This window comes from Sorangium sp. So ce836, assembly GCF_028553905.1.
Taxonomy (GTDB): Bacteria; Myxococcota_A; Polyangia; order Polyangiales; family Polyangiaceae; genus Sorangium; species Sorangium cellulosum_D.
In genome coordinates, this window is the sequence record NZ_CP102233.1 from 12,258,815 (window position 1) to 12,282,521 (window position 23,707).

The 23,707-nt window shown below is 70.1% G+C and carries 17 protein-coding genes and 1 pseudogene; 9 read left to right on the forward strand and 9 right to left on the reverse strand.

The features are described 5' to 3' along the window. Positions 1-109: 109 nt before the first annotated feature. Positions 110-955 carry a fibro-slime domain-containing protein gene (locus NQZ70_RS44795; protein ID WP_129579696.1) on the forward strand — a complete coding sequence of 282 codons (846 nt, stop codon included), beginning with the start codon at positions 110-112 and terminating at the stop codon, positions 953-955. A gap of 58 nt (positions 956-1,013) precedes the next feature. On the opposite strand, the gene NQZ70_RS44800 is transcribed toward NQZ70_RS44795, so the two are convergent. From NQZ70_RS44800 to NQZ70_RS44810, 3 genes are all read right to left on the reverse strand, one after another. Continuing rightward, positions 1,014-1,262 carry a hypothetical protein gene (locus tag NQZ70_RS44800; protein WP_129579697.1) on the reverse strand — a complete coding sequence of 83 codons (249 nt, stop codon included), beginning with the start codon at positions 1,260-1,262 and terminating at the stop codon, positions 1,014-1,016. Between the two features lie 11 nt (positions 1,263-1,273). Then, the gene (locus NQZ70_RS44805; RefSeq protein WP_129579698.1) at positions 1,274-1,507 is read right to left on the reverse strand and encodes a hypothetical protein; all 234 of its coding nucleotides are present in this window, start codon (positions 1,505-1,507) and stop codon (positions 1,274-1,276) included. Positions 1,508-1,577: 70 nt separating this feature from the next. Further along, positions 1,578-1,907, reverse strand: a complete 330-nt coding sequence (locus NQZ70_RS44810) for a hypothetical protein (protein ID WP_129579699.1) — start codon at positions 1,905-1,907, stop codon at positions 1,578-1,580. 570 nt (positions 1,908-2,477) lie between these two features. On the opposite strand from NQZ70_RS44810, the gene NQZ70_RS44815 reads away from it, so the two are divergent. After that, complete coding sequence (locus tag NQZ70_RS44815; RefSeq protein WP_237244624.1) at positions 2,478-3,593, forward strand: S8 family serine peptidase; 1,116 nt, start codon at positions 2,478-2,480, stop codon at positions 3,591-3,593. 39 nt (positions 3,594-3,632) lie between these two features. Here NQZ70_RS44815 and NQZ70_RS44820 read toward each other — a convergent pair whose 3' ends face one another. Further along, entirely contained in the window at positions 3,633-5,609 is a 1,977-nt protein-coding gene (locus NQZ70_RS44820) for a PD40 domain-containing protein (RefSeq protein WP_129579701.1), read from the reverse strand. 597 nt (positions 5,610-6,206) lie between these two features. On the opposite strand from NQZ70_RS44820, the pseudogene NQZ70_RS53605 reads away from it, so the two are divergent. Continuing rightward, positions 6,207-6,577: pseudogene (locus NQZ70_RS53605) on the forward strand (RNA recognition motif domain-containing protein). A 181-nt stretch (positions 6,578-6,758) separates the two neighbouring features. Here NQZ70_RS53605 and eno read toward each other — a convergent pair. Next, positions 6,759-8,054, reverse strand: coding sequence for a phosphopyruvate hydratase (gene eno, locus NQZ70_RS44830; RefSeq protein ID WP_129579702.1), 1,296 nt, complete (start codon positions 8,052-8,054; stop codon positions 6,759-6,761). 288 nt (positions 8,055-8,342) lie between these two features. Between eno and NQZ70_RS44835 the strand changes: the two genes are divergently transcribed. The 6 genes from NQZ70_RS44835 (at position 8,343) to NQZ70_RS44860 (ending at position 18,821) form a co-directional block, all read left to right on the forward strand. Then, on the forward strand, positions 8,343-8,984 hold the full coding sequence (locus NQZ70_RS44835) for a DotU family type IV/VI secretion system protein (RefSeq protein WP_237244625.1): 642 nt from the start codon (positions 8,343-8,345) through the stop codon (positions 8,982-8,984). Beyond that, on the forward strand, positions 8,981-10,075 hold the full coding sequence (locus NQZ70_RS44840) for a type VI secretion system protein (protein ID WP_129579703.1): 1,095 nt from the start codon (positions 8,981-8,983) through the stop codon (positions 10,073-10,075). The genes NQZ70_RS44835 and NQZ70_RS44840 overlap by 4 nt, the downstream gene beginning before the upstream one ends. Before the next feature lie 443 nt (positions 10,076-10,518). Beyond that, entirely contained in the window at positions 10,519-15,951 is a 5,433-nt protein-coding gene (locus NQZ70_RS44845; protein WP_237244626.1) for an AAA family ATPase, read from the forward strand. Then, complete coding sequence (locus NQZ70_RS44850; protein ID WP_237244627.1) at positions 15,948-16,325, forward strand: response regulator; 378 nt, start codon at positions 15,948-15,950, stop codon at positions 16,323-16,325. The genes NQZ70_RS44845 and NQZ70_RS44850 overlap by 4 nt, the downstream gene beginning before the upstream one ends. Positions 16,326-16,587: 262 nt before the next feature. Further along, on the forward strand, positions 16,588-17,349 hold the full coding sequence (locus NQZ70_RS44855; protein WP_129579705.1) for an Hsp20/alpha crystallin family protein: 762 nt from the start codon (positions 16,588-16,590) through the stop codon (positions 17,347-17,349). A 353-nt stretch (positions 17,350-17,702) separates the two neighbouring features. Then, positions 17,703-18,821, forward strand: coding sequence for a thrombospondin type 3 repeat-containing protein (locus tag NQZ70_RS44860; RefSeq protein WP_129579706.1), 1,119 nt, complete (start codon positions 17,703-17,705; stop codon positions 18,819-18,821). Positions 18,822-18,929: 108 nt separating this feature from the next. Here the strand turns inward: NQZ70_RS44860 and NQZ70_RS44865 are convergent, their stop codons facing one another. The 4 genes from NQZ70_RS44865 to NQZ70_RS44880 form a co-directional block, all read right to left on the reverse strand. Further along, positions 18,930-19,166, reverse strand: a complete 237-nt coding sequence (locus tag NQZ70_RS44865; protein ID WP_129579707.1) for a hypothetical protein — start codon at positions 19,164-19,166, stop codon at positions 18,930-18,932. Between the two features lie 348 nt (positions 19,167-19,514). After that, on the reverse strand, positions 19,515-20,498 hold the full coding sequence (locus NQZ70_RS44870; RefSeq protein ID WP_129579708.1) for a hypothetical protein: 984 nt from the start codon (positions 20,496-20,498) through the stop codon (positions 19,515-19,517). 24 nt (positions 20,499-20,522) lie between these two features. Then, positions 20,523-21,602, reverse strand: a complete 1,080-nt coding sequence (locus NQZ70_RS44875; RefSeq protein ID WP_207217640.1) for a PEGA domain-containing protein — start codon at positions 21,600-21,602, stop codon at positions 20,523-20,525. Between the two features lie 35 nt (positions 21,603-21,637). Then, complete coding sequence (locus NQZ70_RS44880; RefSeq protein ID WP_129579710.1) at positions 21,638-23,308, reverse strand: serine/threonine-protein kinase; 1,671 nt, start codon at positions 23,306-23,308, stop codon at positions 21,638-21,640. Between the last annotated feature and the right edge of the window lie 399 nt (positions 23,309-23,707).

The following is a 23,707-nucleotide window of genomic DNA, read 5'->3' on the forward strand; positions in this document are numbered from 1 at the left end:
CACATGCGTGGCGGCCTCATGCTATTTTACCGTCAGGGCTTCGGGACGGCATCTTAACGCGAGGTTGGCGATGAGGAAGACAGCGATTGGCTTGGCGGCGCTTGCGCTTGTGGGCTTGTTGGGTGGGTGCAGTGCGACGACGAATGAGGGCGAGACCAGCGGCGGCAACACGTCCTCGAACGGCCCCCCTGGCGGCCCGGGAGGGCCTGGGCCCGCGGGGACCGGGGGGTACGATGAGAGCTTCGGCTCGGTCAATCCCAGCGGCGGCGTCGGCGGCAGCGGCGAGACGACCGGCGGGAACCAGCAGACCGGCGAGTCGTGCGACGGCAGGTTCACCGGCCGGGTGCGCGATTTCAAGGAGGAGCACCCCGACATGGAGCCGCAGGACTCCGGCAAGTGCGTCGGCTGCGACGACCATGACATCGTCACCGACACCCTCGGACCGGACCTGAAGCCCGTCTACGCCGGCGCGGCGGACGGCACGAGGAGCACGACCGGCAAGGAGGCCTTCGATCAGTGGTTCCGCGACATCGAAGGCGTGAACATGCCAATGAACGTCACGCTGCAGTTCGAGGACCCCGACAACGACGGCGTGTGGACGTACAGCGACCAGGAGTTCTTCCCGATCGACAACGCGCTGTTCGGCAACGAGGGGCGGCAGCACAACTACCACTTCACCTTCGAGATGCACATGGGCTTCGAGTACAAGGGCGGCGAGCGGTTCACGTTCGCCGGCGACGACGACGTCTTCACGTACATCAACGGCAAGAAGGTGGTCGACCTCGGCGGCGTCCACGTCGAGCAGACCGAGATCGTCGACCTCGACGATCTCGGCCTCGAGATCGGGCAAACGTATCAGCTCGACTTCTTCTTCGCCGAGCGCCACGTGACCGACTCGCACTTCCGGATCGAAACCTCGATCGAGTTCATCAACTGCGGCGTCGAGGTCAAGTGACGCCGGGGAGCGAGCGCGATCGGCCGACGCGGCCGCTCGGCAGCTCGCCAGGTGCCGCCTAGTCCCCGCAGACGAACTGGGGGGGGAAGCTCGTTTGCACGGCGCAGTCCGAGCCGCACTCCATGTGACAGTCCATGCAATCGTCGTACGCGGCCTCGTCGGACGTGGCGACCTGGCCGACCAGGGCGTCGCACGCCGCCCTCGCCTCGTCCTCGTCGTAGCCGCCGCCGCAGCCGAGCGCGGCGCCCCCGAGCGCGCCCGCGAAGAGGACGGCGACGACCCACGAATCTGCTCTGCTCTTGCTCATGATGCTCCCTCTCACTCCGCGCAGGTGAATGTCTGGGGGCAGGCGCCCGACGGCTCGCAGTCGTCGCCGCACTCCTCGTAGCAGCTCACGCACGCGTCGTAGCTCTCGTCGGTGGCGCAGGACGGCACCGCGTCGCGCAGCTGATCACAGCGCTGCTGCGACGCCTCCGTCGAGAGCCCCCCGCAGCCGGACGCGAGCGTGACCAGCGAGAGCAGCACCGTGCCAATACCCAGCCTTCGAGCCATCGTCGCCTCCTTTCGAGCCACCCGAGCGTAACCGAAATGCCGCGGCGAGGCCCGGCTTTCCGCGCGGCGCTCAGCCCGCCGGCCGCGTCGCCGGAGCGAGCCCGTACGTCCCTGCGCCGCTCACCTGAATCCACGCGCGCGTCACCTGGATGGGGCGCCCCGCCCGCGCGACGGCGGCGGCCGCCTCCGCGAGATCGCGCGCGCACGCGGCGTGCAGGTCGTCGGTCGTCTCGTGATCCTCCGCCGAGCGGCGGATCCAGACCGCGGTCGACGGCATCGCCGCGCCCTCGTGCCTGTCCTGCCAGCGCCTGCCGACGAGGTGCGCCCGGAGGAGCTTCCTCGCGTCCGCGGGGGTATCCGGGTGAAGCTCGTAGACCATCGTCGCGATGAATGACCTCATGGGCCCGAGCCTGCCGGAGCGGCGCCGGCTCGTCCAGGCGGCGGCCGCTGCGCGGCGCACGCGCGCGCACGCCAGCCGGAGCGCCGCGCGGCGCAGCGGCGCCCGTCCCGCTCGCTCGATCGCCGGGTTGCGTTCGAACGTAAGCGAGCTTATGCCTTGACGGCCAGCGGCTCTGTCGAGCTGGCGGGGTCCCGAATGACGCTTGATGAACGCCTTGCCCCGCTCGCTTCCTCCAGCCTGGTCACGCTGGTCCTCGATCCGGAGCACCTGCGCTTTCGCTGGGCCAACGCCGCGGCGGTGCGGCTCTGGAACACCGCCAGCGCGGAGGACGCTGGCGCAGGCGTTCGCGAAGGCGGGGGCGGACCTGTCGGGGGTGGTGCTGCTGCGGAGCCTGCGGGATGGGATACGGGCGTCGGCGCGGGGGTGGAGTTAGATCGGGGACGCCGAGGCTCGTCGGGGAGAGGCCGTTCGCGCAAGACGCCGAGACGTGAATCCCATCTTGGCGTCCGTGGCGGCTTGGCGGTCGGTTTCTCGCTTGATCAACGTGATCGGTGGCCTAGCATGGCGCCGATGTCGCTCGACCACCGGCGCATCCTGCCCATCGCGGACCGGCTCCACGCGGAGCCCGGCTATGCAGGCCGGGATGTGACCATCGCCTTCCTCGACTCCGGCTTTTACGCCCACCCGGACCTCGTCACGCCGCGCAGCCGCATCCTCGCCTACCACGATCTCTTCGCCCCCGACGCGGACCTCTCCGCGCTCGAGCGCCCCGACGTCTCGTCGTGGCACGGCATGATGACCTCGGTGGTCGCCGCCGGGAACGGCGCGCTCTCGGGGGGGCGCTTCCGCGGGCTCGCCTGGGAGGCGAACGTCGTGCTGGTCAAGGTCGGCTCCGCGCACCGCATCGTCCACGACGACATCCGCAGGGGCATCGAGTGGGTGATCGCCCACCGCGAGCAGCACCGGATTCGCGTGCTCAACATCTCGTGCGGCGGCGATTACGAGGAGTCGTACCTGACCGGCGGCCTGTCGCGCGCGGCCGACGACGCGACCCGCCACGGCATCGTGGTCGTGGCGGCCGCGGGCAACGCCGGGCACGACGCCGCGCACAACGTCCTCCCGCCGGCCAGCGCGCCGAGCGTCATCGCGGTCGGGGGCCTCGACGACGGCGGCGCCGGGGAGCAGACGTGGCATTACCACTCGTCGTACGGGCTCACCCTCGACGGGCTGCAGAAGCCCGAGATCATCGCCCCGGCGATCTGGCTGGCGGCGCCCATCCTGCCCGGGACGCCGACCGCGGCGCAGGCGCAGCTCCTGTCGCTGCTCGACGGCGCGCGGGACGAGGAGCTGCCGGGGCTGCTCGTCGAGCACGCGAGCGTCGATCCGGACCTCGACGCCGTCGCCGGGCGCGAGCCGTACCTCGTGCGGCAGCTCGCGGCCGCCAAGCTGCGCGACCAGAAGGTGCTCTCCGGCCACTACAAGCACGTGGACGGGACGAGCTTCGCCGCGCCGATCGTGAGCAGCGTCGTGGCGCAGATGCTGGAGGCGAACCCGCGCCTCTCCCCGCAGCAGTGCCGGCGCATCCTGATGAAGACCGCGCGCGGGCTGCCCGGCATCCCGCTCGAGCGGCAGGGCTGGGGCGTCGTGCAGCCCCGCGCGGCCGTGGCCGCGGCGCGCGCCGCCTGAGCCGGGGCCGGCGCCGCGGCTTGCCCCGCCCGGCCGCCCTCACCGCGGCACGGGGAGCGCCTTCTCGGCCCACTGCGGGATGTGGTTCCCCGTCGGATCCGCCATGTCGTCGTTCTGCTGGGGCATCCAGACCGGCGCGAAGCTCGGGTCGCCCTCGACCGCCCCGCCCGGCGCGAGCGTCACGGCCGCGAACCAGAGCTGCGGCTTTGTCGTGCCGTCGGTCGACCCGGGCAGGCGCAGGCCGTAAGGGCGCCGCGACGAGAACGCGACCCAGTAGATGTTCCTGCCGCGGTAGATGTCGTGGCCCGGCCCGAAGCGGGGCCACGAGCTCGCCCAGGTGTCGTCGCCGTTCGCCCGCGCGAGGTCGACCGGCGCGCCCCCCTCGACCGGGATCAGCTGGAGCCGCGCGGAGTTGTCGTCATAGGCGTCGCACGGGTCGTTGCCGGCAGCCCCGTTGCCCGGAGGCCCGTCGCAGCTCGACGTGTTGAACACCACCCAGGCGCCGTCATCGGAGATGGCGGGGTAGTAATGGGTCCGGCCCTGCTCGCGCGGCACGAGCACGCGCGGCGCATCGAACTCGCCCTCCCCGTCCGAGGCGGCGATCAAGATCTGCGCGCCCCTCACCGTGTCGCCGTAGAGCTCGGGGCCCGCGCCGTTCTCCCCCGGCCGCCACGCGACGAACGCGAGGTGCTTGCCGTCCGGCGACCAGAACGGCTGCGTCAGCCGCTCGCCCACCTCGCCGAACAGGTCGCCGAACGCCTCGAGCGTCTCGTTGGCGCGGCGGAGCGTGAGCGCGCCGCGGAAGGCGTTGACCATGAGCTCGCCGTCCGGCGAGAAGGTGGTCATCGTCGCGAACCCGTCCGGGTCGGTGTTGCGAAGCGCGATGATGTCCGCGGTCGCGACGTCCACCAGCGCGAACGAGGACGGGCCGCTGCCGCCGAACGTGAGCGCCATCTTGTCGCCGGCCTGCGCGAGGGCGTGGCACCCCATGCACGGCATCTCCTGCCCGTTCGCCAGCGGCGGCGACTGCTCGTTCTCCCAGAACAGCTCGGGCGGGCTCGCCGCGTCGTCGAGATCGTAGCGGTAGATGGCGGCCGACTGGAGCGAGGTGCCGTCGGTGCGCCAGTAGTACAGGCCGCCCGAGAGCGCCGCGCTCGCCCACCGGACGTCGATCGCCGCGCTCACCCCGAGCTCGCTCCCGTCCTCCGCGGCGAGGCGGACGCGCGTCTCCATCGCCTCGCCCTCGCTCGTGCGCACGAGCATCGGGACCATCTCCGCCGGCAGCGCCATCGCGCACCCGCCCGTGTCCGCGATCGGCTCGCAGGCGCCGACGATGCGTAAGTTGATGAAATCACCGAATATTTCTATCCGTCCGACGCGCTGCCCGGCGCTGCCCTTGCTGAGCTGGAGCTCGACCGTGCCGATGTTGGAGGGGAAGAGCGCGCCGTCGAGGGGGTAGGCGATCGCGGGGGCGTTCGCCGCCTCCGGGATGCCGCCGAGCGCGGCGCTCGCCCCAGGGGGAGCGCCCGGCAGCGCGACCTCGCCGGCGAGCTTCACGGTGACGTCGGCGCTCGCCCTGAGGGAGCCGTCCGCGGCGGTCACCCGGACGCGGCCGGGGGAGCTGGTCGTGAGCTGGCCTTCGTTCACGTGGGCGAAGAGGTCGTCGGCGGCCCAGGTCACCAGCGCGGTGACGTCGCGCTCGGCGCCGTCCTGGAAGCGGCCGACGGCCTTGAGCTGCGCCGAAGCGGCCTTGCGGTAGGCGAGCTCGACCGAGGTGGCGCCCGGCTCGACGCGCAGCGCGACGAGCCCCTCCACCGCGCCGCCGCTCGAGGAGCCGCCGCCGCCCTGCGCGCCGCTCGCCGACTCGCCGCCGCCCTGCGCGCCGCTCGCCGACGCGCCGTCGCCCGAGGAGCACGCCGCCCCGGACGCCGCGATCGCCGTCGCGACGGCGAGGAGGAGCGTCGCTCGATGCCCCGTGCGCGAGCCTGCCCTCGCGGAAAACGCGCGCGACCTCATGGTCTGATCTCCAGGTTGAGCATCGATCGGGCAGGCTACCATGCCCGGCTGCAGGCGCTCGCCGAGCCCTCGAGCACGGACGGTACGAGGAAGAGCCGGAGCGCCGTTCGTCCGCATTGCATCGACGATCGCCGCGCGAGGGCGCAGGCGCGGGCGCGATGCCCGCGCGCCGTCATCGAGGGCGCCCGCGCGCCGTCATCGAGGGCGCCCGCGCGCCGTCATCGAGCGCGCCCGCGCCGTCCTCGGGCCCGCAGGCGCCATCGCCGGCCGCGCGCGTCACCGCCGACCGCGGGCGTCCGCGGGCGTCATCGCCGGCCGCGGGCCGCCATCGAGCGCGCCCGCGCGCGAGCTTGACCAGGCAGACGCGGCCAACGTGGGGGAATACCTTGCGTACCCCGCCGCCGGCCGGTAGCTTCGAGGCGCCTCAAGGCTCGTTCGTCCTCGACCTCTGATCCGGCCGCCTGCTGCAACGTGGTTGCCTCTTCTGAACGTGGGGTGACGGTCGGTCGTCGGGGAGCGTTTTCGTGTGCGGCCCGCGGCACGATCCGGGCCGTCCGCGAGGGAAGCGGGGATCGTGCGACGGGATTGGCGGCAGACATGAGCAAGCGGCTTTATGTGGGGAACCTGGCGTTCCATTCGACGGAAGACAACCTGCGCAACGCCTTCGAGACGGCCGGCGTCGAGGTTCTGTCGATTCAGTTGATGACGGACCGGATGACCGGGCAGTCCCGCGGGTTCGGCTTCGTCGAGGTGAGCGATGCCCAGGCGCAGGCGGCCATCAACGCGCTGCACGGCAAGGACCTCGACGGCCGCACCCTGACGGTCAACGAGGCGCGCGAGCGCACCGGCGGCCCCGGCGGCGGGGGCGGCGGCGGCGGCGGCGGCTTCCGCGGCGGCGGCGGCGGGGCCGTGGTGGCGGCGGCGGCGGCCGCGGCGGCCGCGGCGGCGGCGGGCGCGACCGCTGGTAACCGCAGCGAGGTCGAGCCCCCCTGGCGCTGCGCCAGGGTGATCGGCGGGGGACACGAAGGCGGGAAGGCAGGAAGAAAGGTCAACGATCTTCCCGCCTTCCCGCTTTCATCGTGGCGCTCTCCAGGGCGGAGGCGACCCGACCCGGCGGCGCGGCGGTCTCGCGCCGCGCCGCCCTGCGCTCTAGCTGGCGCGCTGCGCCGCGGGGCGGCGGAACGGCTTGCGGCCGGCGAAGATCTGGCCGTCGCCGAGCGCGTACGAGATCCGGAGCAGCTGGTTGTACTTCGCGACGCGATCCGAGCGGGACGCCGAGCCGGTCTTGATCTGGCCCGCGTTCGTCGCGACCGCGAGATCGGCGATGAACGTGTCCTCGGTCTCGCCCGAGCGGTGCGAGATGATCGACCGGTAGCCGCCCTCGGCCGCCTGGCGGATGCACTCGAGCGTCTCGGTGACCGTGCCGATCTGGTTCAGCTTGATGAGGATGGCGTTGGCGAGGCCGTCCTCGATGCCCTTCGCGAGGCGCGCGGGGTTCGTCACGAACAGGTCGTCGCCGACGAGCTGGACCTTCTTGCCGAGCCGCTCCGTGAGCAGCCGCCAGCCCTTCTCGTCGTTCTCCGCGACGCCGTCCTCGATCGACACGATCGGGAACGCCTTGGAGAGCTCCTCGTAGATGGAGACGATCTCCTCGCGGGTCTTCTGCTGCTTGTCGAAGGTGTACCGCTCGGTCTTCGCGTCGTAGAACTCGCTGAGCGCCGAGTCGAGCGCGACGCCGACGTCCTCGCCCGGGCGGTGGCCGGCGGCCTCGATGGCGCGCACGACGTACTCGAGCGCCGACCGGTTCGACGCGAGGCGCGGGGCGAAGCCGCCCTCGTCGCCGACGGCCGTGACCATGCCGTCCTTCTTGAGCAGCCCCTTCAGGGTGTGGAAGATCTCGGCGCCCGTGCGCAGCGCCTCGGAGAACGACTCGGCGCCGTAGGGGACGATCATGAACTCCTGGATCTCGAGGCCGTTGTCGGCGTGCACGCCGCCGTTCAGGATGTTCATGAGCGGCGTCGGCAGGACGCGCGCCGCGGCGCCGCCGAGGTAGCGCCAGAGCGGTAGGTCGACCGTGTCCGCGGCGGCGCGGGCGGCGGCCATCGAGACGGCGAGGATCGCGTTGGCCCCGAGCTTCGACTTGTTCGCGGAGCCGTCCGCCTTGATGAGCACCTGGTCGAGCTCGGCCTGATCGAGCGCATCCATCCCGAGGATGGCCGGACCGAGGACGGTCTCGATGTTCTTCACCGCGGTGAGCACGCCCTTGCCGAGGTAGCGCTTCTTGTCGCCGTCCCTGAGTTCGACGGCCTCGTGCTCGCCGGTCGACGCGCCGCTCGGCACGGCCGCGCGGCCGGTGCCGCTCAGCGTGGTGACCTCGGCTTCGACGGTGGGGTTGCCGCGCGAATCGATGACTTCGCGCGCGATGACGCTCTGGATCTCCGACATGACCTCTCCTCAAGGGACCGCTTCCGCGCGACCCCGGCAGCTCTCGAAGGGGGCTCGAGAAGCGGCGGGAGCATAGGCACGGCCCTCCCCGGATGTCGACGCTCCGGTGCACCCGCGGCGCCCGGCGGGCCGGCGCGCCGACGACCCGGCAGGGCGCGCCGCGCGGCTGACGCAGAGCCGACACGCGCCTGGACGGAGCGGGCGCTCGGCGCGTCGACCCGGGCGCGCGGACGCGCACGCGCGCCCGGGTCGACGCGCCACGCGCGCCTGGCGTAAGCTCGCGGCCGCGTGGAAACCTCCATCGGCGTCTTCGGTGAGGAGATGCTCCTCTGGCTCTGCATGCTCCGCCAATCCCCGCGGCGGCCGCCGGCCGATCACGTGCTGCGGCAAGCGAACCTGCTGCTCGAGGAGCTCAAGGGGTCCAAGCTCGCGCAGGAGATGCCGATCGCCTCGGTCGACGACGGCATGTTCGCGATCGCCGCCTTCGCGGACGAGCTCGCGATGTCGCTGCCGGACCTCCGGCCGGTCTGGGCCCAGCGCCCGCTCCAGGCGTCGCGGTGGATGACCAACAACGCGGGCGTCGAGCTCTTCGAGCGGCTGGCGCGCGTCCGGAGCGGCCCGCTGCCGGTGATGGCGACCTACGCCTGCGTGCTCGGCCTCGGCTTCCGCGGCCGCTACGGGCTGCCGGGGCAGAGCGCCGACGACCTCCTGCGGATCCGCCGCGATCTCTCGCTGAAGCTCGGCGTGGATCCGGACCGCGACTGGAGCGGCGGGGTGCTCCGGGCGGCGCGCGTGGACGGCGTGGACGCGCAGCACCTCCCCAACCTGCCGCTGTGGCAATCCGCGCTGGTCGGGCGCGCCCTGGCGGCGCTCGTCGCGATCGGAGGCGCGGTCGCGCTCGGGTGGACGATCGCCCAAAGGGTCGGATGAGCGGCTCCTTCGTCTACGAGCTGGCGAGCGTCCACGCGCTGGTCGAGCAGGCGAACCCGGACAGCGACCAGGGGATCTACGCGGTCCCCTGCTACCTCGTGCTCGGCGAGCCGGGCTCGGGCCGCTCCACGGTGATCCGCTCGATGAACCTCACCTGGCCCCCGGGCGGCGCCCCGCTCCAGATCGGCGTGCCCGGGGCGCGGTGCTCGTACTGGCTGGCGAAGGAGGCGCTCTTCATCGAGCCCGAGGCGTCGGTGCTCGGCCCGCGGCGGGAGCCGGCCGAGCTCGCGCAGCTCTGCGACGAGCTGCGCCGCTCGCGGAAGCGCGAGCCGATCGACGGCATCCTCCTCGTCCTGAGCATCGCGGACTTCGCCGAGCTCGACGAGCAGGGGGTCGAGGCGTACGCGAACCGGATGCGCGCGTACCTCCTCGAGGTCGGGCGCGCGCTGCGCGCCGACGTGCCGGCCTACGTGGTGCTGTCGCGCTACGACACGCTGTGGGGCTTCGCCGAGGTGTTCCAGTGGACGCCCGAGCGCGGGCGCGAGGAGCCCTGGGGCTTCACGCTCCCGCTCGAGGCGGGCCCGGGCACCGCGGTCCCGCGGATCCTCCAGGAGCTCGAGGGGCTGAACGCGCGGCTGGAGTCGTACTGCCTGGCGCGGGTGAGCTCGGAGGATCCGCCCGACGCGCGGATGCGGGCGTTCCAGCACCTGGCCGAGGTGCGGGCGCTGATGGCGCGGCTGCGGCAGCTGTTCGGGGCGCTCGCCATGGAGAACGCGTTCGAGCGCGCGCCGTGGCTGCGCGCGGTGGCGATCGGCAGCGCGCTGCCCGGCATGGGGGACCGGCTCCGCGCGGGGGTGACGCGGTTCATCAACATGGGGCTGGCGCAGCCGCCGAACGTGGCGGTCGCGCCGCGGCCCGGGGGGCTGCCGATCCACGCGACCATGAGGGTGGTCGTGCTGCCGGAGCGGGACATCGTGCCGCTCCGGCCGCGGTGGCGGGACGACCGGTTCACGCTGATCGGCTTCGTGGGCGGGCTGCTCCTGCTGCTCGCGGCGGGCCTGACGGAGCTGATCCTGCGGCTCGTGGGGTGACGCCTGCGGCGCGGAGGAGGGTGACCGGCGGGGCGGCGGTGGTGGCCTAATTTGAACATGAAGGCGGGAAGGCGGGAAGAAAGCTCAATGATCTTCCCGTCTTCCCGCCTTCATGTGAATCACTCCGGGGCCAATTAGGCCACCACCGGGGCGGCCGCCGCGCCTCGCCTCCTCCGAGGCGACCGCCCCCGTCTCCGCGCCGCGCCGCGCCGCGCCGCGCCTGCGGCGGCGCAGCGCCGCCCGGCGCGGCGCCGCCGGCGCCGTACGCCCGGTTGACAGGGCGTCGGGAAGGCTCATACGCACGCGATGGGGGGGCGTGTCTCGCCTGCGGAATCGATGTGCCGCTCAGGGCGCTCGCCTCGCGGCGCACGGCTCGGCGCCGCGAGGCTCCGTGCGCGGCGCTGCCCGGGCGGGACCGGGGCAACGGGCGCGAGGGCAGCGCGATGACGCACCTCCCGATCCAGCCAGGCGCGACCCGTATCCGGGGGCATCACGTCACCGCGAAGATCGGCGAGGGCGTGGGCTCGGCGATGTACCGGGCCCGCCGCGACGCCGACGGGCTCGAGGTGGCGATGAAGATGCTCTACGCCGATTACACGCGTATCGGCGACATCCTCCGCTTCAAGCACGCTTATCGCGTCATCCAGCGCATCGACTCGGCGAGGGTCCTCAAGGTGCATGCCGTCGAGGAGCACGGAGACGGCCTGCTGCTCTTCACCGAGTATTTCCCGGGCGCCCCGCTGTCCTCGACGCGGCTGTCCGCGGCGACAGGCGAGCTCGACGTCTCCGCGGTGCTCGACGCCGTGATCCCCGTGGCCGAAGGGCTTGCCGACATCCACCGTCACGGCCTCATCCACGGCGACGTGCGGCCCCCGAACATCCTGCTCGGAGAGGGCGGCCAGGTGAAGCTCACCGGCTTCGGCGTGGACACCCTCGTGACGCGCGAGAAGGAGGAGATCTATTCCCGCCACGTCCTCACGGAGGTGCTCCCTTACACGTCGCCCGAGCAGACCGGCCGAATGAACCGCAGCGTGGACTACCGCACCGACATGTACTCGCTGGGCGTCGTGCTCTACGAGATGCTCACCGGGCGGCGGCCGTTCGAGGCGGCGGACCCGCTCGAGCTGATGCACGCCCACATCGCGGTGGCGCCCGCTCCGCCGTCGGAGATGAGCCCGGCGGCGCCCGGCGCGCTCTCGGCCATCGCGATGAAGCTCCTCAGCAAGAACGCCGAAGATCGCTACCAGTGCGCCGAAGGGCTGAAGGCCGATCTGGAAGAGCTCCGGTCGCGATCGCGGAGCAGCGGCCTTTCGGGGGCGTTCAGCCCCGGCCAGCACGACAGGAGAGACCTCTTCCGGCTCCACCAGAAGCTCTACGGCCGCGAGGGGGACATCCGGGCGCTCATCGACGCGTTCGACGACGTGCTCCGGGGCAAGCGCACGATCGTCCTCGTCTCGGGCTATTCGGGCATCGGCAAGTCGTCGCTCGTCCAGGAGATCCTGAGGCCGCTGGCGCGCGAGAAGGGCTATTACATCAGCGGGAAGTACGATCAGTACAACCGCGACAGGCCCTACAGCGCCATCATCCACGCGTTCGACGGGCTCATCAAGCAGCTCCTCTCCGAGAGCGAGGAGCGGATCGCGGCGTGGCGCGGCGCCATCCTCGAGGCGCTGGGGAGCAACGGTCAGGTCCTCTGCGACGTGCTCCCGTCCTTGAAGCACATCCTCGGCGAGCAGCCGCCCGTCCCCGCGCTCGGCCCGGTCGAGGCCCAGCACCGCTTCATCCTCTACTTCCAGAACTTCGTCTCCGTGTTCGCCCGGCACGCCCACCCGCTGGCCGTGTTCCTCGACGATTTGCAGTGGGTGGACTCGGCCAGCCTCGGCTTGATCTCGAGCATCCTCGCGAACGACAGCGTGGAGTCGCTCTTCTTCTGCGGCGCTTACCGCGACAACGAGGTGAGCCCGGCCCACCCCGTCCTCGTCGCGCTGGAGGAGCTCGAGAGGGGCGGCCTCGGGGTGCGGCGCATCGTCCTCGCGCCCCTCGGGCTGGGCCACCTGACCGAGCTCGTGCGCGACAGCCTCCAGACCGGGGACGGGGGCGCGCTCGCGGCCGCGGTCCTGAAGAAGACCGGAGGCAATCCGTTCTTCGTGAAGCAGTTCATGCGGCACCTCTACGACGCGAAGGCGCTGGTCTTCGATCCGGCGAGGGGCTGGTGCTGGGATCTACGGCAGATCGAGCGGCTCGGGTGCACCGACAACGTCCTCTGCCTGATGGCGGAGACGATCCGGCGCCTGCCGCCGGCGACGCAGCAAGTGCTCCGGCTGGCCTCGGCGATCGGCAACACGTTCGAGCTGGACGTCCTGAACACCGTCAGCGAGCGCGCCCCCGAGGAGACGTACGCGAGCCTCGACCACGCCCTCGGCGAGGGCCTGATCGTGAGCGCGAACGGGCAGGCTCGCTTCGCGCACGACAAGATCCAGGAGGCCGCGTATTCGCTGATCCCGGAGCGCGACAGGCCGGCGTTCCACTACCGGATCGGGAGGCTCCTGCTCGGCAAGCTGCGTTCGGACAGGGGACACGACCTGTTCGACGTCGTCGATCACCTGAACAGCGCGGGCGATCTGATGAAGGACCCGGAGGAGCGCATGGAGGCGGCCCGGCTCAACCTCCAGGCCGCGGCGCGAGCCGAGGAGTCGGCGGCCTTCACCGCGGCGCTGAAGTACCTGGAGCACGGCATGGCCATGCTGCCGAGAGACGCGTGGACCTCCGACTACGAGCTGGCGTTCCTCTATCACACGAAGAAGGGCCTCTTGGAGTCGCTGTGCGGGCGGCACGACGACGCGCTCGCGACGCTCACGGGCACCTTCGACGAGGCGAAGGGGCGCCGCCACAAGACGGAGGTGCGGCGCCTGAAGATGAAGGTCGAGATCCTGAAGAACGATCTGCCCGCCGCCATGGACGAGGGGCTCGCCGCGCTGCGCGCCTACGACATCCACCTGCCGCCCTACCCGGACGACGGCGCGCTCGCCGCCGAGCTCGCGCGGACCCTCGCGATCATCGGCGATCGCCCCATCGCGTCCCTCGTCGACCTGCCCGCGCTGGACGACCCCGAGATCGCCGCCCTCCAGGACCTCCTTCAGGAGATGTTCTCGCCGACCTACCAGCTCGGCACGAACAACTTCGGCATCACGGTGATGAAGGCGCTCCAGGGCTCGCTCAGGCACGGCATCTCGAAGAGCTCGATCTACGCCTACGTGAATTTCGGGACGCTCCTGTGCGCCGGGCTCGACATCGAGAAAGGCTACGCGTTCGGGCGGGCGGCGGTCCGCCTGAACGAGCGCTGCCCGGACGCGAAGTCCGAATCCATGCTGTGCAACATGTGGGGGGCGTGGGTCCAGCACTGGATGGACACCTACGAGCGCTCGAAGGCGTCGCTGCGCAAGGGCATCCACGCCGGCATCGAGACAGGGCAGTACATCTGGGCCTTCTACAACGCGTGCAACGCGAGCGTGAACGCCCTGCTCCGCGGGGCGCACCTCCACGACGTCCTCGAGGAGGCGAGGCTGCACGCGCCGCTCTGCAGGCTCGACGAGTTCAACACGATCACGTGGATGGTCGGGGCCGTCGCGCAGCTCAGCGAGCACCTGGGCGCGCCGGCCGGGGGCGACTGGAGGCGGGGGGCGTGGGTCGACATCGGCGCGGTCGCCGAGGAGGCCCGCCGCATCGACAACCGGGCGTCGCTCTATTTCCTGAACGTCTTCGAGGTCATCGCCGGCATCTTCGAGGGCGCGTACGAGGAGGTGGCGGCGCTCTGGGGCAGGGCCGACCCCGGCAGCCTCGGGATGCTCGCCGCGTGGCACGCGAGCCCTTGTTATTACTTCTATGGCGGACTGGCCTCCTCGCGCGCCGCCGGGACCGCCGCCCCGGCGCTCAAGGAGGCCTACCTCGCGAGGCTCCGGGAGTGCGCGCGCAAGGTGGAGTCCTGGGCGGCCCTCGGGCCCGAGAGCCACCGTCACCGCGCCTTGATCCTGCAGGCCGAGCTCGCCCGGAGCGAGCGGCGCGAGGGCGCGGGCGCCCTGTACGATCAGGGGATCATGGCCGCGGGGGAGGGCCAGTTCCTGCATGACGCGGCGCTCGCCAACGAGCTCTGCGCCCGCCATTACCTCGATCTGGGCAGGACCTTCGTCGCGTGTGCTTACATGACCGAGGCGCACCGCCTCTATGGTCGCTGGGGCGCCGCGCGCGCGATGCGGCGCCTCGAGAGGGATTTTCCGCACGCGCTCCGGCCGGAGGCGATGCGCATGCAGGCCGCGACCGGGCCTGCTCCGCCGTTCGATGCGCCGCACGCGAGGCTCGACCTGATCACCGTGCTCAAGGCGTCGCAGGCGGTCTCGGGCGAGCTGATCCTCGATCGGCTCATCGAGACCCTGCTGACGATCGTGGTCGAGCACGCGGGCGCCGAGCGAGGCCTCCTGATCCGCCCCCGCGGCGCCGAGCACGACGTCGAGGCCGAGGTCGTCACCCGGCGCGGTCGGGTGGAGGTCATCCTCCGGCAGGCGCCCGTCACCCCGGCCGATCTCCCCATCTCCTTGCTCCACTACGCGAGCCGCTCCCGGGAGAGCGTGATCCTGGACGACGCCGCCGCGCCCAACCAGTTCTCGGAGGACGCCTACGTGCGCGAGCGGCGACCCCGCTCGGTGCTCTGCCTCTCTCTGGTGAAGCAGGGCACGCTCGTGGGCGTGCTCTATCTGGAGAACAACCTGACCCCGCGCGCCTTCACCGCCGATCGCATCGCGATGCTGGAGCTCCTGGCCTCCCAGTCCGCCATCTCGCTGGAGAACGCGCGCCTCTACACCGAGCTCCAGCGCGAGAACAGCGAGCGCAAGCGGGTGGAGCTGGCGCTGCGCGAGCGGGAGGCGCGGATCCGGCGCCTCGTGGACGCCAACATCATCGGGATCGCCATCTGGGACCTCGACGGCAGGATCCTCGACGCGAACGACGCCTTTCTCTCCATGATGGGCTACAGCCGGGAGGAGCTCGCATCGGAGAAGATCTACTGGACGAAGAGCACGCCGCGGGAGTCCCATGAAGTGACCGAACGGGCGCTCGACGAGATCGCCCTGACCGGCCAATTCCGGCCTTTCGAGAAGGAGTTCTACCGGAGGGACGGCAGCCGCGTGCCCGTGCTGGTCGGCGGCGCGCGGTTCGAGGGATCGGACGACCAGGGGGTGGCGTTCGTCCTTGACGTGAGCGAGCGCAAGCAGGCGGAGGAGCGCCAGAGGCTCCTTTTGAATGAGCTGAACCATCGGGTGAAGAACACGCTGGCGATCGTGCAGGCGATCGCCGCGCAGACGCTCCGCATGGCGGACTCGCCCAGGGCGTTCACGGAGGCGTTCCTCGCGCGGCTCCTGGCGCTGTCTCAGACCCATAACCTGCTCAACCAGACCTCCTGGCAGGGCGCGAGCCTCCGCGACATCGTGTGCGCCGAGCTGGCGCCGCACGCCGACTGCGACGCCGATCGGGTTCATGTGATCGGCGAGCACGTGCGCCTCCGCCCCGAGGCGGCGGTGACGCTCGGCATGGCCATCCACGAGCTGGCGACCAACGCGGCCAAGTACGGGGCGCTGTCGCAGCCGTCCGGCCGCGTCGAGGTCGCCTGGGACGTGAGCGCGGACGGGCGCGAGCCGCTGCTCCGGCTCGAATGGCGGGAGACGGGCGGGCCGCAGGTACGGCGGCCGCGCCGCAGGGGCTTCGGGTCGCGCCTGATCGAGCGCGATCTCGCGCGCCAGCTCGCCAGGGAAGTGCGCCTCGACTTCCTGCCCGAGGGCGTGCGCTGCGCGATGCATCTTCCGCTGGAGCGCGTGGCCGCATCATGATCCCGGATCCCGAGGGCCCGCGCGAGCTGGAGGGGCTGCGCGTCCTCATCGTCGAGGACGAGCCGATGATCGCCTCGTCCCTGGAAGATGTCTTGACCGACCTCGGCTGCGTGGTGATCGGCCCGGCGTTGAACATGAAGGACGCGATCCGCCTGGCCCGCGAGGCGGAGCTGGATGGGGCGAGCCTGGACATCAACATCGCCGGAGAGAAGGTCTATGCCGTGGCCGACATCCTGATGGAACGGGGCATCCCGTTCGTCTTCGTGACGGGGTACGGGAAGGCAGGGCTGCGCGAGTCCGATCTCAGCCGTCCGGTGCTGCAGAAGCCGTACAGCCTCCACCGTTTCGTGGAGATCGCCAGGCGGTGGCGATAGCCGGGCCCCCCTGCGCGGCGGCGCCTGGCGCGAGCGGGCGCGCCGCGCGTCCCTAGCGCCGTGTGCGGCCGCCCGCGGCGCGCCGATCCAGCGCCGGTGCGCGGGATACGCTCCCCGCAGGCGGGCTCTTGGTGGCTCTTTGCGACGGCGCGTCCTCGGCCATGTGACCTCGCACGACAGGGGGCCTTTGCGTCGGTGCGCCCTTTCGCGAGGGCGATGAGGCATTATATTTGTAATGACTCCTCATTGAAAGGAGGTTCCCATGGCGGAACAGCAGCGTCAGCAAGCGGGTCAGGACGTCCCTGTGGCCAGGTCGCAGCAGGGCAAGCCCAGCAGCCAGGCGACGGGTCAGACTTCCTCTCTGGGGGCCGGCGGCCAGTCCGCCGGGCTGCAGCGCCAGCAAGGCGCCGGTCAGATCGAGCGGTACGGCGGGGCGGGCGGGGTCTTCAGCCCGTTCACGGTGATGCGCCGGATGATGGAGGACATGGATCGCATGTTCGAGGACTTCGGCATCGGCGGGGTGTTGTCGCCGTTCAGGCAGTCTCGTTCGCTTGCCGAGCAGGGCGGCGGTCGGGGCCTCTCGTCGCCCGGCGGCGGCCTCTGGTCTCCGCACATCGAGGTGGGCGAGCGCGACGGTCAGCTCGTCGTGAAGGCCGATCTCCCGGGCGTGACGAAGGACGACATCCGGGTGGAGCTCCACGACGACGCCCTGATCATCGAGGGCGAGCGCCGGCAGGAGCAGCAGGAGCAGCGCGAGGGCGTGAGCTACAGCGAGCGCAGCTATGGCTCGTTCATGCGCTCCATCCCGCTGCCCCAGGGCGTGCAGCCCGACGACGTGGACGCGAGGTTCGAGAACGGCGTCCTCGAGGTCTGCCTGAAGCTGCCGCAGCAGCAGCAGCGCGGCCGCACCGTGCAGATCAAGAGCGGCGGCGCGTCCGCGGCGCACATGGCCGGCGGGCAGGGGGCGACCGCGGGCGGCGGCCCCGCGGCGTCCGAGAAGGAGAAGGCGAATCGGCCGAGCTGAGCCGGCTTGATTCGAGGGGGGGCGGCGAGCCGCCCCTCGCCGCATTCCAGCGCTGGAGCTCGTACCACTTTTGTAGACAGGCCAAGCGTCGAATCCCATTTGTAAGCCAACGATGCGGTGCGCTAGCATGTTGGGGCATGATTGGACGCCTCGGTCGAGCGATGGCACTCGTGGGTTCGATCCTGCTCCTGGACGCCGCGCAGGCCCGCGCCCAAGAGCTCGGCGATATCGGGCTGAACCGGTTCTCACCTGCTCCCGTCGGAGACCCCTTTCACGAGGTACAATCCCCGGCCATCGGCGGGCACATCGTCCCGCGAGCCGCGGTGCTCATCGACCATGCCGATGAGCCGCTCGTGCTGGAGCGCGGCGCCGAGCGCGGCGCCGTCGTCACCCACCAGACGTTCCTGCACTTCAGTGGTTCGTTCTCGCTCTGGGACCGCCTGCTCGTCTCTGCGGTGATCCCGGCCGTCATCGACCAGGGCGGTGAGCGGCCGACAGCCTACGACGTGCAGCTGCATTCGCCGCCTTCAGCCGCGATGAGCGACATCCGCGTAGGGGCCCGCGTTCGCCTGAGCGGAACGGAGGACGGAGACTTCTCCCAATTCGCCCTGGCGACCGATCTGTACCTCCCTACCGGCGCGGCGGGAATGTTCGTGAGCGATGGCGGCCTCTGCCTCGCGCCGCACCTGCTCCTCGGAGGCAGGGGCGAGATCTTCACGTGGAGCATCGATCTGGGCGGATTGTTCCACGATTCCGAGAGCGCTTCCGCGCTGACGTATGGCGGCGGCGCCGGCTTGTCCCTCTGGGGCGGGAGATTGTTCCTGTCGACGGAGCTGAGCGCGACGACCACATTCCACGAGATGGTGACGGCGGCGTTCAAGGGCCGTGAATACAAGCCCCAGCTATCGGGAGAGTTCGTCTACGTCAAGGCCGCGAACCGCTCCATCAGGCAGGACATCGGGCACAACGTCGAGCTTCTTTTTGGCGCGCGCGTCCGTCTGCTCGAGGGGGTCTCGGCAGGGCTGGCAGCCGGTCCGGGGCTCACGAGCGGCATCGGGACCCCCGCCTCCCGCATCGTCGCGGCGCTGAGCTGGGAGTTGCCTCAGGATGACGAGGAGCGGGTCCCGGACGCCGACGGTGACGGCGTTGCCGACGCGTCCGATGCTTGCCCCTATGCGTCCGGGCAGCAGCGCTCCGCTTCGGCGCAGAGCGGCTGCCCGGAGGTGGATCCCGACGGCGATGGCGTCAAGGAGCCGGACGACGCGTGTCCCGATGAACGGGGCGTCCAGACGAAGAGCTGGCACAGCAACGGGTGCCCTTCCGTGGACGATCCGGACGACGACGGCATCCCCGACGCGGCGGACGCCTGTCCTGATCGAAGGGGCAAGCCCAGCAAGGATCGCAGGGCGAACGGCTGCCCTGACGCGGCAGGCGACGGCGCACCGACGGGTGTGAGCCCGGGACCGGGCTAGGTCCGTCAACGTCGACGCCGTTCGCGCGCGACCACTTCGATACGCAGGAGCACGCAGGCGCTCGACATCGGCGCCCGGCGGATCGGTGTTTTCATCGCCAATGAGGGGTCACATGCAAAGGGTCATCGACTTGAAACGATGCTCATACGCGACGGCGACGAGAGAGCCTTCGATCCGGCGCTGTTCGGCGGAGAAAATCACCGGCTTGCGCTCGCGAGCAGCCCGATGGGCGATCCGCGTCCGGCGCGCGCTCCGTTGGGCCACGGCTGGCGGGGCGGCGCTACTCACGGCGGCCTCCGCTCCGGCGGCGGCGAGCGGCGAGGCGGGCGCGGATGCGCCGTCCACGCTGACGAGCTGCGACGCCGCCGAAGACTGCCCTGCGGAATGTGCAGAGCAGACGTTCTGCGTTGACGGAATGTGCCTGCCAAGGGCGGTGCCCGACGGCACTCCCTGCACGGGAGGCACGTGTCAGGCCGGTGAGTGCACGCCTGAGCTGATCCTCCGGGGCGCCGGTTGCGCGTCAGCCGCACAGCCACGAGAGGGCGCCTACCTCTCGACGCTTCTCCTCGTCGCCTTGGCGGTGTACAGGAGACAAGCGCGTCGACCTTCTTGAGCGGCGGGCACGCGAATGCCCCCAGGGCGCTCTTTGCGCACGCCTCCCTGACGGTCCGCAAGCAAAACCGTGGTACCAGACTAGTCCAGCTGCGATCGACACAAGGGCCGCTGCTGCGTCCGATGTGGGCATTCAGGCGTTGCGTGAGCAAACAGCACGCCCAGGACGTCGTCCTTGTACTTGCGCAGCTCAACACAAAAGTCGTCCGGCAAAGTCACGCTGTCGGTGATCTCGCGCCCTTTGATCTCCTTATGAATGAAGTCGGGGATGATCGGGACAACCCGGCAATTTCTACCCTGTTCATCGCACATTCCCCAGCGACCCCCAGACTCATTATCTTTCATTTGTATCGCCACATTGATATCACTGAACCTCTTGCCCAACAAACTCTCCCGCAGCAAGCTGTCGCCCCTCAGCTCAAATACACACGGCTCACCCTCCGCTGGGATGTCGATCCTGTCCGTGGGCGTATGCGAGCTGTCAAAGCATTTGTGGACGTCGAAGCAATCGAGCGCGCTCTTGGCCGCGTCGTAGTCAGCGATCTCTGACACGATATCGACCGGCACGCAGGTCGAGAACGCGCACGTCCTATCGGTCTCCTCGTCCGAGCAAGCTGACCTCCCGAACTTGAAATGCTTATCCTTTCGCTCGAACACCTTCGTTGCACAGAGGAACTCGAGTGGGACGAAGGTGGTCGACGACTCATGCTCGGGCACCGTGACGACCCTTTTGTTGTAACCTATAATATCCCCGTCCTCACCGCCGCTCCAGGCTGTAACCTCCACCGTCACCGGCGCGAGCGGATCCGGCTCCGGTGCGTCGAAGACGATCGACCCCGGGATGACGAGCCTGGGATAGAGATCGTTCGCGCTCGAGACCGAAAAGGAATTGTAATACTTCACCGAGCCGGAGACCGACACCATCAAAGACACGGTATCCACGTTGTTGGGGATGCCCATATCTGTATCAATGTAGACCTCCAGCTTCCCTGACGGGGCGCACGCCGCGGCTCCGAGCGCGCCGAGCAGGCAACCCAGTGACGCCATTCGCTTGGGTGTCATCATGCTTCGCGTCCTCACGTCGTTTGCTCATCGCAATGGGTAGATGACATTCACGTCAGGGCTGCTTCTCGACGGCTCCAGCTCCGAATGTACGATGCTGGCGATGCCGCCCACCGCCACGGCGGTCAGGACCGCGGCGGCCGCGGTCCACACCCAGACCGGTCCTCCACGCGGAGGGCGAGCTGTGTCGAGGGCCATCCCAACGCGTCGGGCCTCGCCGTCTAGCAGCGAAATTTCACGCTCCTTCGGGAGCATGCCGGGCGCGGTCACGAGGAGGGTGTGCCCGCCCACCGGCACCGTGCCTTCCCAGCGCTCCCGGCCGACGACCTTGCCGTCGAGGGCGATCAGCTCGTCGGGACCGGCTGTGACGAGCAAACGAGCGCTCTGCACCTTCCTGACGAGCCTCACATGAAGGTCGAGCGGCTTCTCACCGGAGATCTCCACGACGCGCTCGTACCTCCTGAATCCGGGCTTCACGATGCGAACTCGCCGCTTGCCGACATCGACGCGGAGCGGCGCTTTGAGCGGAGTCGATCCACGGGGTTCGCCATCGATGAAGACCTGGGCACCTGCCTCGTTGACGGCGATGGTCATCAGGCTGATGTACGACGCCACCGCCTGCGCCAGCTCTCTTGCGTCCTGCCGATCTGCCGCGGTGACCAGCGGGCTGGGATGCTTTTCGATCTGCGTCGCCAGGTCTGCCACTCGCGTGTAGTGCCCGAGGAGCTGCTCACAGCGAGCCATGAACCAGAGCACCTCGGGATCTTTCGATTGCTCGTAGGCCCCGCGGAACTTGATGAGCGCGTTGGCGTAGTCTTTACTCTTGAGCAGCGTCTTCCCGGCCATGAAATCGGCCCGCGCGGGGTCGACGAGACGAATTTCGAGCGAAGGCTGCGCCGCGGCTGACGGTGCGGCCGCCGCAGGGGGCCCCGCTGCTGCCGGAGCAGGCGGCACCGCGGCCGCAGAAGGTGCAGGCGGGCTGCCCTCGAGCTCACGCGGAGGCTCCGGTGGGGGGGCCTGCGCGCCGGCCCGTGCAGCGCTGAGGGAGATAGAGAGCCCGATCGAGACCGCGACGAGGCTCAGCTGAAGTCCAGAACGCAGATACATCGGTGTCAATGATCTCATTTCTAGTGACCTTCGTCTTAAGGGCCCTCGACTTGCGTGCCAGTTCTATCGCCGAGCTTGCGAAGTGCGCGCTCGGTCGGTTCAGGTGGCGACGTAGAGTTGCTCGGTGCAGGCTCGGCACTGTGGGGTGGCGGCACAGGCGGCTTCGGCTGCTTACCTTCCGGAGCTCTCGGTCTAACCGGAGAGGCGTTCTCCAGCTTGATGGATTGTGCCCCCGCATCGGGGACAACCTGGAGCGCTACCGAATCTGCGTTGGAAGAGGCGTCCGCGGCGATCGGCATGGGCTGCGAGTGATGCACCTCGGAAGCGGCATGACGAATCGTCGGCGCGACCAGCCCCACCTCGGCCACGTCTCCTGCTCGCCTCGGCACGAAGCTGAAGTTGCCGGCGATGCCGGCGCCGGCGGCGAGCGTCGCCACGGTGGCGAGGATCGCGGCCTGCTTCTCTCTGGATGTAGCAGGGCGCCGGCCTTTGCTCTGCTCCATCGACGTCCTCCCCGGCTCGGGCGTGCGCATGGGTCCTGCCCTCGGCGGCGTGCCCTCGCCCTCCGCATGAAACGCCGGAGAACGACGTTCCGCCGGCGTACCCGACCCGTCGGCGCTCGCATTGTCTGCTCGGATGGTCGACTCCATGCCGATCGGCGCGTCCGCGTCCGGGGCGGGCTCCTGCGGGATCACGGACGTTCGTGCGGAGGAGTCCACAAGGATGGCGGAGCTCGGAGGCGGCCGCCTGCTGTCGTGCGCCTGCGCCGCAGGTTGCGGGAGCGGGAGTCCCAGGAACCGCGAGGCACGGACCGCGCACCGCCCGGCCTCCGGTGGACCGAAGGGCGCGATCGCCCATGCGAGCTCGGCGATGTTCTGGAATCGATCCACCGGGTTCCTCTGGAGGCAGCGCAGGATCGCCTGCTCGAGCCCTCGCGGCAGGTCGGGGCGCAGCTGGCCCGGCGGCGTCGGCGGCTCCTCGTGAACCCACACGATCAGCTCGGTGAGCGACTGCGCAGGGAACGCGGCCCGCCCCGTCAGGATCTCGTAGAAGAGCGCTCCGACGGACCAGATGTCGCTACGCTGATCGACATCGCGGGCCGATCGCAGCTGCTCCGGGCTCATGTAGAGAGGTGAACCGAGCAGGGCCGAGCTCTTGGTGAGCATCAGCTCCTGCTCGCCGTCTGCGGCGTCGCCGATGGCCTTCGAGATCCCGAAATCGAGGACCTTCACGGTCCGGAGCCCGCCTGCTCCGTTCGCGAGAAACAGGTTCGCTGGCTTGAGATCGCGGTGCACGATGTTCATGGCGTGCGCCTCCGCGATCGCCTCGCACGTGCCCAGCACATGCGAGGCGGCCTCGAGGATGGACAGCGGACCGTCTTGCCGGAGCACGCGCGACAGGTCCTTGCCCTCGAGGAACTCCATCACCATGTAAGGCTGGCGGCTCGGCAGGTCTGCGACGTCGATGACGCGCACCACGTGCTCGCTCGAGAGACCGGCCGCAAGCCGGGCCTCCCTCCGGAACCGCTCGACCACCTCGGACGAGGCCTGCGGCAAAAGGAACTTGATCGCGACAGATTTTCTGAGGTGGAGGTGCGTGGCCTTGACGACCAGGCCCATGCCCCCCTTGCCCAGGACGTCCTCCACCCGGTACTTGTCGGCGATGACCTCCCCGACAGACACCGGGCACCCCGGAGGAGCGCTCATGCTTGCGTCATCGCGCGTTGAACCGAAGTGTTCATGCGATCCTCCATAACGATCTCGCGTCAACGATGCGCGCGAGCGCCGCTGTCAACGCCAGCGACAAGCAACGACCGCGCCGCAATGCACCCACACGCGGCGCTCCGTCGTCCGCTGACCGACCGAGGTGCTCATGGCGCCGCGATGTGCGCCCGACCACCGTACGAACAAAGCGGGAGCGAGCGCTGGTGAGCGCCTCAGCGTAACCGCTGGCTGCCCAGACTGTCGTCCCAGGAAGTCCGCTGGAAAATGCGCTTCAAGCTGCGCGTTTGCAGCTGTCACACCGGCGTAACGACCGTAACAGGCGTAACGGCTCGCAGGTGTCGCGTCTCCGTCGAGATCGGGGAGCAGAAGGTGCCTCCCGGC